This is a genomic window from Citrobacter sp. Cf125 (genome assembly GCF_030333935.1).
Taxonomy (GTDB): Bacteria; Pseudomonadota; Gammaproteobacteria; order Enterobacterales; family Enterobacteriaceae; genus Citrobacter; species Citrobacter freundii.
Window position 1 is genome coordinate 364,865 of the sequence record NZ_JAOWEY010000025.1, and the last position, 12,183, is coordinate 377,047.

The following is a 12,183-nucleotide window of genomic DNA, read 5'->3' on the forward strand; positions in this document are numbered from 1 at the left end:
TAAGGGTGGGGCAAAAATGGTGTCAACAACCGAAAGTAGTGGAAAACAGAGCGTACAGTACCGGCTGCTGGTGCCCCGGCTGTCGCTAATGATGTTCTTACAGTTCTTTATCTGGGGAAGTTGGTCCGTCACGCTGGGGCTGGTGATGAGCCAGCACAACATGTCACTGTTGATTGGGGATGCGTTTTCAGCCGGGCCCATTGCTTCTATTCTGTCGCCGTTCGTCTTAGGGATGCTGGTAGATCGCTTCTTTGCCTCGCAAAAGGTGATGGCAGTGATGCACCTTGCTGGTGCGGCAATCCTGTGGTTTGTTCCGCAGGCATTGGTGGCGCAAAACGGCGCGCTGTTGATTGGTCTGCTGTTTGGCTACACGTTGTGCTATATGCCAACTCTGGCGCTTACTAACAACATTGCTTTTCATAGCCTGTCGGATAAGGACAAAACCTTCCCGGTGGTGCGGGTGTTTGGCACCATTGGCTGGATTGTTGCGGGGATCTTTATCGGTGTAACCGGAATTTCAGACACCACCGGCATCTTTACGCTGGCGGCGATTATCTCTGTGATTCTGGCACTCTACAGCCTGACGCTGCCCAACACACCAGCACCGGCGAAAGGACTGCCGGTAAAAGTTCGCGATCTGTTTTGTGCGGATGCTTTCGCCTTACTCAAGGTTCGTCACTTTTTTGTTTTCTCACTCTGCGCGACGCTCATCTCTGTGCCGTTGGGAACCTATTACGCATATACCGCGTCGTTTCTTGCTGATGCGGGCGTTGGCGACGTCAGTACGGCGATGTCATTTGGTCAGATGTCTGAAATTTTCTTCATGCTGGTAATCCCTTTCCTGTTCAGACGCCTGGGCGTGAAATACATGCTGTTAATCGGGATGTGCGCCTGGTTCGTGCGTTATGCCTTCTTTGCCCTCGGCATCAGCGAAGAGGGCAGATTCCTGCTGTATCTCGGCATTCTGCTGCACGGCGTGTGTTACGACTTCTTCTTCGTGGTCGGCTTTATTTACACCGATCGTATCGCCGGGGAAAAAGTAAAAGGTCAGGCGCAAAGCATGATCGTCATGTTTACCTATGGGATCGGGATGCTGCTGGGCTCGCAAATTTCAGGCGCACTTTACAACCGGCTGGTGGCGGGGCAAACCGTGCCTCAGGCATGGACCACATTCTGGTGGATCCCGGCAGTAGCTGCCGCAGTCATTGCCGTGATTTTCCTTTTCTCTTTCAAGTATGACGATAAAGAGCAGGCGTAATTTTTAGGAGGGGTTATGAAAACCATCAAAGGGCCTGGCATTTTTCTGGCGCAATTTATCGGGGAACGCCCGCCATTTAACACCCTGGAAGGCGTGGCAAAATGGGCAGCGGAGCTGGGCTATAAGGCATTACAAGTCCCGTGTAATCACAAGTCGCTGTTTGATGTCGAACAAGCTGCTGTAAGTCAGGCCTATTGTGATGATATTCGCGGGATGCTGGCCGGGCATGGGTTAGTGATTAGCGAATTATCGACCCATCTTGAAGGTCAACTGGTTGCAGTCCATCCGGCTTATGATGACGCTTTTGACGGATTTGCTCCGCCATCTGTACGCGCTAATCCGCAGGCCAGACAGGCGTGGGCCATCGAAACCTTACACCAGGCCGCTGCGGCTTCGCAAAGACTGGGGCTGACTGCGCATGCCACGTTTTCAGGTTCGCTCGCCTGGCCTTTCTTTTATCCATGGCCACCGCATAATCGTCAGCGTTTTGAAGAGGCCTTTCTGGAGCTGGCGCGGCGCTGGAGACCGATTCTCGATCGCTTTGATCATCATGGGGTGGATGTTTGCTTTGAGATCCATCCCGGCGAAGATCTGCACGATGGCGTGACGTTTGAGCGTTTTCTGGCGCTGGTTGATAATCATCCTCGCTGCAACATTCTCTATGATCCTAGCCATCTGTTATTGCAGCAGATGAATTATCTTGGATTTATCGATGTTTACCATTCCCGCATTAAAGCGTTTCACGTCAAGGACGCTGAGTACCACGCCAGTAGCCGTAGCGGTGCCTATGGCGGTTACCAGCCGTGGCTCGATCGTGCCGGGCGTTTCCGTTCCCTGGGGGACGGGCAGGTCGATTTCAAAACGATCTTCAGCAAGCTCACACAATATGATTTCCCTGGCTGGGCGGTGCTGGAATGGGAGTGTTGCCTGAAAGACGCGCAAACCGGGGCGCGTGAGGGGAGTGATTTTATACGCCGCCATATTATTCCGGTTTCTGCACGCGCATTTGATGATTTCGCCGCTGGCGATGAGGTACGCAAATGATACAGGTTGGCATTATTGGTAGCGGATTTATTGGACCTGCACATATTGAGGCATTGCGTCGACTCGGCGGTGTGAACGTGGTGGCGCTCTGTGATAGCTCGCTGGCGGTTGCCCAGGAACGTGCAGATGCTCTTCATATTCCTCATGCGTATGGCAGCGTTGAGGCGCTGCTGGCGCATCCCGGACTGCAGGTAGTGCATAACTGTACGCCGAATTATCTGCATGCCGACATCAATCGGCAGATTTTACGCGCGGGCCTGCATGTGTTTTCAGAAAAGCCGCTGTGTATGACGCCGGATGAGGCTCGTGAACTGGAAAGGCTGGCACAGCAGGTGGGAGTGGTGCACGGCGTGAGCTTTGTCTATCGTCAGTTTGCAATGGTGCAGCAGGCGGCCAGTATGGTCAGAAGCGGCAGCGTAGGCCGTCTGTTTGCCGTTCAGGGGAGCTATTTGCAGGACTGGATGCTGCTGGAGACTGACTACAACTGGCGGGTCGATGCTGTACAGGGCGGCAATTCGCGGGCGATAGCGGATATCGGTTCACACTGGTGTGACACGGTGCAATTCGTGACTGGAAAACGTATTGTCGAGGTGATGGCAGATTTGGCTATCGTCTGGCCGGTACGTAAAGCCAGCATTGCCAGTAACGCTACGTTTGGTCAGCAAATGGCTGATGTGCAATTTGAGGATAAAGCGGTTACGACGGAAGATCGTGGATCGGTGCTGGTACGTTTTGATGATGGCAGTAAAGGCTGCTTTAGCGTTTCGCAGGTGAGTGCAGGGCGCAAGAATCACCTGAGCTTTGAAATTAACGGTAGCCAGTGTTCACTGCACTGGGATCAGGAAACGCCGCAACAGCTTTGGGTTGGGCACCGTCAGCAGGCGAACCAGATCCTGACGGATGACCCTGGATTGATGAATGCGGATGTTGCTGCCAGTGCGCACTTTCCTGGCGGGCATATTGAGGGCTGGCCGGATGCGTTCAAGAATATGATGCAGCAGTTTTATCAGGCGGTGTCGGCAGGCAAAATGCCCGCGACGGCGGAGCGTCGATTTGCGTCATTTTCTGATGGCGCGGATGTGATGTATGTCATTGATGCAATTATAAAAAGCCATCAGCAGCAGCGTTGGATATCAGTACAGCGCTAAACACGCATCCGGTTCGCCAGGCGGCGATTTTATGGTAGCCTCAACGCAAAGCGTAAACCGCAGGATGTGTTGTCGTTATGTCTATTCAAAAAATCGCTCAGCTTGCCGGTGTGTCAGTGGCGACGGTATCGCGTGTGCTGAATCACAGCGATACCGTCAAAGCCAAAAATCGCGAGCGCGTGCTACAGGCTATTAAAGAAAGCAATTATCAGCCCAACCTGCTGGCGCGTCAGTTGCGTACGGCACGTAGTTCGATGATTCTGGTAATGGTTTCCAACATTGCCAACCCTTTTTGTGCAGAGGTTGTTAAAGGTATTGAAGAGGAGGCGGAGAAGAATGGCTATCGCATTTTGCTGTGTAATTCCGGCTCGGATACAGCCCGCTCAAAATCGGCGTTGAAGTTGCTGTCGGGGAAAATCGTCGATGGCATTATCACCATGGATGCATTCTCAAAATTACCGGAACTGACTACGCTGATTGGCGACGCGCCCTGGGTTCAGTGTGCGGAATACGCTGATAAAGGTGCGGTTTCCTGCGTCGGGATTAACGATGTTGACGCTGCACAGTCGGTAATATCTCACCTGGTGGAAAAGGGCTACCAACGCATTGCCTTAATCAACCATGATCTAAGTTATAAATACGCCCGGTTACGCGAACGCGGCTATAAAGCGGCGCTACATGCGCTGTCGCTTGAATATCAGGCCGTGGAATACGCCAGTGAATTAAGTTCCAGCGCAGGAATTGCGGCGATGAAAACATTCCTTGCCGCAGAGGTGAAACCCGACGCGGTGTTTGCCGTATCGGACACGTTAGCCGCTGGTGCGATGCGAGCTATTTTCGATGCCGGATTACAGATCCCGCAGGATATCGCCGTCGTTGGATTCGACGGTACGGAACTGGCAGAAATGGTTTCCCCTCAGCTTTCGACCATTGAGCAGCCCTCGCGGGATATAGGCCGCAAAGCGGTAGGATTGCTGCTGAATAAAATAGAAAATCCTGACGCGCAGACGGAAAGGGTGATGATGGACTGGCGCTATATTTCACGCGCCAGTACCTGAGCGTTATCGCTGAAACGCGCCAGACAGTGCGCGAATATCGTTTCCGGTAGGCGACTGATGAATGCGCAGGCCAAACTCTTCGACCACGGCAAAGATATGGTCGAAGATATCAGCCTGAATACTTTCATATTCCAGCCAGACCACCGTATTGGTAAAAGCATAAATTTCGATTGGTAATCCGTGATCGTCTGGCGCAAGCTGGCGCACCATTAACGTCATATCTTTGCGAATACGCGGGTGATGACGCAAATATTCGTTCAGATAAGCGCGGAAGGTGCCAATATTGGTCATTTGGCGGTGATTCAATACCGATTCAGGCGCATCTAATTGCTGATTCCACGCGTCGATTTCCTGGTGACGCGTGGTCAAATACGGTTTCAGCAGGTGTGCTTTATGCAGTCGCTGACGCTCATCCTCATCAAGAAAATGGATGCTGGTGGCATCAATGCTGATGCTGCGTTTAATTCTCCGACCGCCTGAAGCCGACATTCCGCTCCAGTTTTTAAAAGAGTCTGATACCAGTGACCAGGTGGGGATCGTGGTGATGGTGTTATCCCAGTTGCGCACTTTGACGGTGGTTAAACCAATATCGATAACAGCACCGTCTGCACCGTATTTCGGCATTTCCAGCCAGTCGCCAAGCTTAAGCATGTCGTTGGCCGAGAGCTGTATTCCGGCCACCAGACCGAGTATCGGGTCTTTAAATACCAGCATTAGCACGGCTGCCATGGCACCCAGGCCGCTTATCAGTATTGCCGGCGATTGACCTATCAGCAGGGAAATCATCAGGATCCCGACCAGGATGGCGGCGATCAGTTTAATACCCTGAAATATACCTTTTAAGGGTAATTGGGATGCGGCTGGGAGCTTTTGTGACAGGTTAAGAATAACGTCCAGCAGAGAAAACAGGGACAGCAGGGCGTACATCATGATCCACAGCTGTGCGCAAGTCACTAATATATCGGCCGCTTCACTGCCTTTTTGTAGCCAGAGCGTGGCCTGTATATTGACGATGATACCTTGCAGCGTAAACGCCAGGCGGTGGAATAATTTGTTCTGCGTGATAATTTGCAACCACAGACGGGAACTGGTGCTGGCGCGTTTTTCAAATGCGCGTAATACCACCCAGTGCAAAATAACGTGAACAATAATGGCGGTGATAAAAATAATGCCAAAAATCATCACCAGCGAAGTGGTGTGATTTATTTCAATGCCGAGTTCTTCTACCTGAGATATCAATTCCTGCATAACGTCTCCTTAATAAACAGCGGTCTATGATGACCGCTGTGCGGAGCTTATGCAAATGCGGGGACTAGACTTCCGTCAGCGTTGTTTCCAGCGGCAGACGGGATTTCGGCAGCGCGGCGTTGAAATCTTCTACGCTGTGATGACCCACCGGGACCACCACTACGCTGGTGAAACCTTTTTCTTTCAGACCAAACTCTGCATCCATCACCGCTGCATCAAAGCCTTCGATCGGCACTGCATCCAGACCCATTGCTGCAACGCCCAGCAGGAAGTTACCAACGTTCAGATACACCTGTTTTGCCATCCAGTGGTTGTCATCTTTCAGTTCTTTGCGATGCATATCAGCAAAGAATGTACGACCTTTGTGGTTTGCAGCTTTAGCTTCAGGGGTGGCGAAGCGGCCATCGCTCTCTTCCTGATCCACCACGCGCTCCAGCCACGCGTCGTCCATCGCCGTTTTGGCGCAGAACACTACTACATGGGAAGCATCCAGCATTTTACGTTCGTTGAACGCAAAGCCGCCGGCTGCGGATTTGGCCACACGCGCTTTACCTTCATCAGTACTGGCAACGATAAAATGCCATGGCTGAGAGTTGGTGCTGGATGGGCTAAACTGCAGCAGCGTTTTTAATTTTTCGGCCTGCTCAGCGGTCAGTTTTTTAGTCGGATCGAATGCCTTAGTGGAGTAACGTTTTAAGGCGACAGAAACAATATCCATAACTACTCCTGGTGGTTTTTTATACCCTGCGGGTACGTTTTGTTTCAGCAGGGTACAGGGTTAGCAGGAAAAAGATAAGACAGGAAAATGCAAAAACACTTATCGGGGTTAACGATAAATCAGTCTGGACGCAGGCGTTTTTGATCCCGCTTCGGCAAGCCGTCAACGACGCGGTGCCAGGAATCATTCACCAGCTCTGCCAGTAATGACTCGGTAATGTCGTCGCCCGGATAGACCGAGATCCAGTGCTTTTTATTCATGTGATAGCCGGGTTTAATGCTGGGGTAGATCTGCTGGTTTAACAGTGATTTTTGCGGATCGGATTTCAGGTTAATAAGCGGACGTCCGCGAAGCTCCGTGACCAGCATAAAAATTTTACCGCCAACCTTGAATACATCGTATTCCGGGCCGAATGGCCAGCAGTGTTCGGTAAAAGGCAGTTCGAGCGCAAGGCGTTTCGCACAGGTAGGCAGGGTCAGGCCGTCCATTATTGTTCCTCGCGGGTTAGTGCGCGCCACATCGCTTCAAATCCCATCGATATGTATTCCTTGGCCCGGGCAGAGTCGCGGGCTGCGAACTCCATGGTGGTTTCCGCCAAAGAGAGAAAAAGGCCATCGCCGAAGGCGCGATATTCGTCAGACATAAACTCAGGTCGCACGGAGCGATGACAAAGATCGCGCAGTTCCGGGAACATATCGTCGGCCTGCTGTTCTGTTTCTTTGCTGATTTTCTCGCTAACGGCTAACTGGCGAATCGTGCGATGCCCACAGGTATGGTTCAGGCCCCAGCTAATGTAGCTGTTCCAGATATAGTGAGTCATGGTTTTGGCATCGGTCACGGAGCGATCCAGATTTGCCATCATCGACTGACAGAGATCGTGCTTTAAAAAGAGGTAAAGCTCGTTGATTAAATCATCTTTGGTCGCGAAATAGCGAAACAACGTTCCCTCCGCAACACCTGCATTGCGGGCAATTACGGCGGTAGACGCCGCAATACCTGATTGTGCAAATGCTGTGGTTGCAGCTTCCAGTAATGCCAATTTTTTGTCTTCACTCTTCGGACGAGCCACTACACTTTACCCTTAAGTTGTAAAAAGCATGATTGAATCACGGCCTTTGCAGCACCGCAACGGTGAATGTCAAAGATTGAAAATCATCTTGACGGCGAACTTTCGATTTCTATAATGAGTGCTTACTCACTCATAATCAAGGGTCAGTCACGCAAACCAGCGGAAAGGGGGCGTGTTTAAGGTCAGGATATGAAGCGTCTCACAGTTTGTGTGGTTGTTATTATGCTCATTGGCGCAGCTGCAAGTTTACCGTTTTTACTCAATGCCGGGTTTGGTCAGGCACCGAAAGGGGCACAGCTGAGTCAGGTTGAACAGTCACCGCACTATCGTGATGGACAGTTTCATAACCAGGTACCAACACCGGGCTATACCGGCAACAAAAGTATGCTGGCTGCCTGGTGGGAGTTTTTGGTCGCTAAGCGCGAAAATGCGCGGCCAGCACATCCGTTGCCATTGGTGGCGACCGATCTCGCCGGGTTATCTCCAGAGCAGGACACGCTTGTCTGGCTGGGTCACTCTTCGTGGTATTTGCAACTGGCGGGTCAACGTATCCTGATCGATCCCGTGTTTAGCAACTATGCCGCACCGCTTTCATTCCTGAACAAAGCCTTTGCCGGTGATTATCCGTGGTCCGCACAGACGATGCCGGAGATCGATCTGCTCATTATCTCGCACGATCACTATGACCATCTGGATCTTGCCACGATCAAGGCGTTGATGCCGAAAATTAAGCGGGTGATTACGCCGCTTGGCGTAGGGTCACATCTGCGTTATTGGGGAATGCGCGGCGAGATAATCGACGAGATGGACTGGAATCAATCCATCAGAGTAACGGATTCGCTGATCGTTCATGCGTTGCCAGCCCGTCATTTTTCGGGGAGAGGCATCAAGCGCAATCAGACGCTATGGGCGAGTTTCATGTTTGAAACGCCGGAGCAGAACGTTTATTACAGCGGCGATTCCGGCTATGGACCGCATTTTAAAGCCATCGGCGAGCAGTTTGGCTCGGTTGATTTGGCGATTATGGAGAACGGCCAGTATGACCATGACTGGAAGTTTATTCACATGATGCCGGAAGAGACGGCACAGGCTGCGGTCGATCTGCATGCGAAAGCCGTTCTACCAGGGCATGCAGGTCGTTTCGTTCTGGCGAAACATACCTGGGATGATCCTTACAAACGACTGGCGCTTGCCAGCCGTCGTTACGATTACCGATTGCTGACGCCAATGCTGGGTGAACCGGTAATACTGTCCGCACCGGACCAACTGTTTACGGCCTGGTGGCAACAGGTGACTCAATGAATACAGGGGAGAGCATGATGACGATTTCTGCTCAGGTAATTGATACGATTGTTGAATGGATTGATGATAATTTGAATCAACCATTGCGCATTGATGATATTGCACGCCATGCGGGATATTCAAAATGGCACCTGCAGCGTCTTTTTATGCAGTATAAAGGCGAAAGCCTCGGGCGTTACATTCGGGAACGCAAGCTGCTACTGGCCGCGCGCGATCTACGCGATACCGACCAGAAAGTGTACGACATCTGTTTGAAATACGGATTCGATTCGCAGCAGACCTTTACGCGTATTTTCACCCGTACGTTCAGCCAGCCGCCGGGCGCTTATCGCAAAGAAAATCATAGCCGAACGCATTAACAGCTAAGGGTTCTCGCGGGCCTAATCCGCCAGCGAGAACCAGCGCCGCCATATGAAGCGCAAAACGAAATACTCAATCACCCCCAGCAGTAAAAACCACAGACAAAACAGCAAAGTATAAAACTGGTTGAGATCCATCAAATGAAAGGTGGCCACGAGTTTTTGCGCCAGTACCAGGCCAACTGAGGGGGCGGGCAGCAGCAGACAGGACAAAAATGCCAGCAACAGGATCCCGGCGGCGGTCATCAGTGATTCAAGCGGGTGTTTCATAACATTGTTAAACTTGAGTTAAAAAGCCATTGTCCGGGATCTCTGCGGGCAACGCAAATTCCCACGCTCAAAGCCCGGTCCAAATCTCACAATGTTTTTTCACCAGACCACTCAGTGACCCGCCTTCGGCGACGAAGTCACGCATGTTTTGTGCTTCATCATGATCATTTTTAACCTGCAGGTGTATAGCTTCAATCGCGCTGGCCGCGCCCACTTTATCCGCAGAGATCGCAACATTCTCCAGTAGTCGCAATGTGTCATCTGACAAGCGACAACCGTCGCCGGTATTGACGTCGGTGATGATTCCCGCCATACCAAAGCGACAGGCCTGAAAACGATTGAATTTATACAACAGGTAATCCCGCTCCTGGTGCTTGAACGGCCGTTTGGTGAGTAACCAGTGGGCGGTAGCCTGAATAAGCCCTGCCATATTGACCGCATGATCAAGGGTCAGTGGCGTATCCATTACCCGAACCTCTACCGTGCCAAAGTGCGGGCTGGGACGGATATCCCAGTGTAAATCTTTAATACTATCAATCATGCTGGTGTAAGCCAGTCGACGGAATAGCCCCTCAAATTCTTGCCAGTTATTCACCCATGGCATCGGGCCATTATCGGGAAATCCGGAGAATATATTCAGTCGCGCGCAGGCAAACCGCGTGTCGGACGTCTGCATATAAGGTGAAGCGGCAGAGAGCGCAATAAAATGCGGAACAAATCGCGACAGGCCGTGCAGCAGGTAAATGGCATCATCGCCGTTTGCGCAGCCGATATGCACATGCTGACCGAATACCGTCGCCTGCTGAATGAGATAACCGAAATTTTCCAGGTTACGCCGATAGCGTTCGTCATCGCAGACTTCCTGACGTTGCCATTTTTGAAATGGATGCGTACCACCGCCACAAATGGCGAGGTGCTGCTCTGCAGCAACCCGCGTGATTATCTGCTGCATGGCGGATAATTCAGCACTCGCCTGGTCGATATTACGACAAACTCCGGTCGCCATCTCCAGCATACTTTCCGTGATATCGTGCTTGACTTCTCCGGCGGTAAGCAGCGGCTTTACGGCGTCAATCAGTCGGGAAGAATCCTGGCTCAGGTCGTAGCCTGGAGGATTGACCACCTGCATTTCCAGTTCAATGCCTAACGTGAAAGGGTCAGAAACATGAAAATCGGGAAGTGGCATAAGACTCTCTTCAGCGTTGATTTTTAATCAGTATAGAAGGGCGGCTGATTTTCTGTTCGTTGTCAGATATTCCCTGGTGACGCTTTGAAGGTGAAATAGCTGGTGTTATAACTATTTTTTACTTCGCAACTGGGGTTGAATCGTGCCGGAAATAAATCTTTATGGGCAGACCGTCGGCGATGTTGTGCCGGACTGGAATGGCGCTGCCGTACTGCCACGGGAAACGCTTGTCGGTCAATATTGTCGACTGGTTCCTCTGGATGCCGACAGCCATGCCGCCGATCTGTTTGATGCCTACGCGCAGGCACCGGACGATCGCGACTGGACCTGGCTTGCAAGCTCTCGCCCCACAAGCGTTGAGGCTGCAGCTTGTTGGGTTGAGGGGAAATCCACTGATGCCTCTCTGGTTCCCTATGCCGTCATTGAGCAGCGTTTCGGACGTGCCGTCGGACTGGTGTGTTTTATGGCGATCGAACGAGAGCACGGTTCGGTCGAAATTGGTCATGTGACCTGGTCACCGCGCATGAAAAATACGGTACTTGGCACCGAAAGCATCTGGCTGCTGCTGCGCCAGGCGTTTGCGTTGGGTTATCGTCGCGTGGAGTGGAAATGCGATTCTTTGAACTCCGCTTCTCGACGGGCAGCGGAGCGCCTTGGGTTTATCTTCGAAGGACGCTTTCGTCAGAAGATTGTGCGCAAGGGTCGCAATCGCGACAGCGACTGGTTATCGATGATTGACGGCGAATGGCCCCAGTGTGACGCCGTGTTACAGCGCTGGCTGGCGGCGGAGAACTTTGATGAACACGGGCGGCAACGCCGGTCAATGGCGGACTTTGTTACAAAGTCGCTTCACACAGAGTAATGATGTTTTCATCATGCTGAAACCAGCGAACATTAAATTCCTGTCCGCCGAGGTTTTGCGAAAATGACGGGGTGATTTGCACCGTTAAGTGTGTCGCTGTGAGTGCAACTATTTTGGCGCTGGCAAAACCCGGCAGCTCCGATGCCTGCGCGGAAAATGTTTTATACACGCTCTCTTTGGCGGAAAACGCCAAGGTTAAGGCGAGCGGAAAGGGAACCAAACTGAACTGTAAAAGCCGTTGTTCACAGTTATCGATAATGCCGCCAGTCAGATCAACTGAGGTTTGCGGTGTAAAAATAGCTTCTATATCCAGTCCGACGGGATGCGTCGATACCACCGCCAGCGCAGTTGACGTGCTGTGGCTGATGCTGCCAAACAACTTTTGTGGCCACAGCGGTTGTCGCTGCCCGCCGATGCCAGGCACAGTTTTGATACCGTATTCACGTAATGCATGTACTGCGGCAATACGCCCCGCTAAGTGCTCAGCTTTACGCTTACGCCCACAGGATTGAAGCTGAGTATGGTGGGGGAGCCAGAACAGGTCGTGCTCTTGGAAGGTGTCGGGATCGAACTCGACAATGTGCAGCGTGTGGTCTGCGAAAGTGAGCGTTGTGTGCGTTGTGTGCATCGTCGTTATTGTTTCCCTCTCCCCGTAGCGAGG

Annotated in this window: 14 protein-coding genes; 7 read left to right on the forward strand and 7 right to left on the reverse strand. The window is 51.8% G+C overall.

Annotation, left to right across the window (positions count from 1 at the left end; translation table 11 throughout):
• The first annotated feature begins 16 nt into the window (after positions 1 to 16).
• The 4 genes from OGV89_RS18380 to OGV89_RS18395 all read left to right on the forward strand — a co-directional run bounded on the left by OGV89_RS18380 (position 17) and on the right by OGV89_RS18395 (position 4,508).
• Positions 17 to 1,258 carry an MFS transporter gene (locus OGV89_RS18380; protein WP_003835691.1) on the forward strand — a complete coding sequence of 414 codons (1,242 nt, stop codon included), beginning with the start codon at positions 17 to 19 and terminating at the stop codon, positions 1,256 to 1,258.
• Between the two features lie 15 nt (positions 1,259 to 1,273).
• Positions 1,274 to 2,302, forward strand: coding sequence for a sugar phosphate isomerase/epimerase family protein (locus OGV89_RS18385; RefSeq protein WP_003835689.1), 1,029 nt, complete (start codon positions 1,274 to 1,276; stop codon positions 2,300 to 2,302).
• Positions 2,299 to 3,450 (forward strand): Gfo/Idh/MocA family protein, encoded by a 1,152-nt coding sequence (locus OGV89_RS18390; protein ID WP_003835687.1) that lies wholly within the window; start codon positions 2,299 to 2,301, stop codon positions 3,448 to 3,450. The genes OGV89_RS18385 and OGV89_RS18390 overlap by 4 nt, the downstream gene beginning before the upstream one ends.
• A gap of 77 nt (positions 3,451 to 3,527) precedes the next feature.
• Entirely contained in the window at positions 3,528 to 4,508 is a 981-nt protein-coding gene (locus OGV89_RS18395; protein WP_003835685.1) for a LacI family DNA-binding transcriptional regulator, read from the forward strand.
• A 3-nt stretch (positions 4,509 to 4,511) separates the two neighbouring features.
• On the opposite strand, the gene OGV89_RS18400 is transcribed toward OGV89_RS18395, so the two are convergent.
• The 4 genes from OGV89_RS18400 to OGV89_RS18415 form a co-directional block, all read right to left on the reverse strand.
• Entirely contained in the window at positions 4,512 to 5,756 is a 1,245-nt protein-coding gene (locus OGV89_RS18400; RefSeq protein ID WP_003835682.1) for a mechanosensitive ion channel family protein, read from the reverse strand.
• 64 nt (positions 5,757 to 5,820) lie between these two features.
• Positions 5,821 to 6,474: an oxygen-insensitive NAD(P)H nitroreductase gene (gene nfsB, locus OGV89_RS18405; RefSeq protein WP_049016344.1), complete on the reverse strand. Its 654-nt coding sequence runs from the start codon at positions 6,472 to 6,474 to the stop codon at positions 5,821 to 5,823.
• 119 nt (positions 6,475 to 6,593) lie between these two features.
• Positions 6,594 to 6,962, reverse strand: coding sequence for an MmcQ/YjbR family DNA-binding protein (locus OGV89_RS18410; RefSeq protein ID WP_016149755.1), 369 nt, complete (start codon positions 6,960 to 6,962; stop codon positions 6,594 to 6,596).
• Positions 6,962 to 7,543: a TetR/AcrR family transcriptional regulator gene (locus OGV89_RS18415; protein WP_003835677.1), complete on the reverse strand. Its 582-nt coding sequence runs from the start codon at positions 7,541 to 7,543 to the stop codon at positions 6,962 to 6,964. The genes OGV89_RS18410 and OGV89_RS18415 overlap by 1 nt, the downstream gene beginning before the upstream one ends.
• Before the next feature lie 189 nt (positions 7,544 to 7,732).
• Between OGV89_RS18415 and OGV89_RS18420 the strand changes: the two genes are divergently transcribed.
• Positions 7,733 to 8,845 carry an MBL fold metallo-hydrolase gene (locus tag OGV89_RS18420; RefSeq protein WP_003835671.1) on the forward strand — a complete coding sequence of 371 codons (1,113 nt, stop codon included), beginning with the start codon at positions 7,733 to 7,735 and terminating at the stop codon, positions 8,843 to 8,845.
• Positions 8,846 to 8,862: 17 nt separating this feature from the next.
• Entirely contained in the window at positions 8,863 to 9,204 is a 342-nt protein-coding gene (locus tag OGV89_RS18425) for a RamA family antibiotic efflux transcriptional regulator (RefSeq protein ID WP_003021996.1), read from the forward strand.
• A 21-nt stretch (positions 9,205 to 9,225) separates the two neighbouring features.
• On the opposite strand, the gene OGV89_RS18430 is transcribed toward OGV89_RS18425, so the two are convergent.
• Positions 9,226 to 9,474 carry a DUF1158 domain-containing protein gene (locus tag OGV89_RS18430; RefSeq protein WP_196614710.1) on the reverse strand — a complete coding sequence of 83 codons (249 nt, stop codon included), beginning with the start codon at positions 9,472 to 9,474 and terminating at the stop codon, positions 9,226 to 9,228.
• 67 nt (positions 9,475 to 9,541) lie between these two features.
• Positions 9,542 to 10,660: a YbdK family carboxylate-amine ligase gene (locus OGV89_RS18435; protein ID WP_286559088.1), complete on the reverse strand. Its 1,119-nt coding sequence runs from the start codon at positions 10,658 to 10,660 to the stop codon at positions 9,542 to 9,544.
• A gap of 142 nt (positions 10,661 to 10,802) precedes the next feature.
• Between OGV89_RS18435 and OGV89_RS18440 the strand changes: the two genes are divergently transcribed.
• Positions 10,803 to 11,522, forward strand: a complete 720-nt coding sequence (locus OGV89_RS18440; protein ID WP_286559090.1) for a GNAT family N-acetyltransferase — start codon at positions 10,803 to 10,805, stop codon at positions 11,520 to 11,522.
• On the opposite strand, the gene entD is transcribed toward OGV89_RS18440, so the two are convergent.
• Positions 11,497 to 12,150 carry an enterobactin synthase subunit EntD gene (gene entD, locus OGV89_RS18445; RefSeq protein WP_286559092.1) on the reverse strand — a complete coding sequence of 218 codons (654 nt, stop codon included), beginning with the start codon at positions 12,148 to 12,150 and terminating at the stop codon, positions 11,497 to 11,499. The two genes, OGV89_RS18440 and entD, sit on opposite strands and share 26 nt — an antisense overlap.
• Between the last annotated feature and the right edge of the window lie 33 nt (positions 12,151 to 12,183).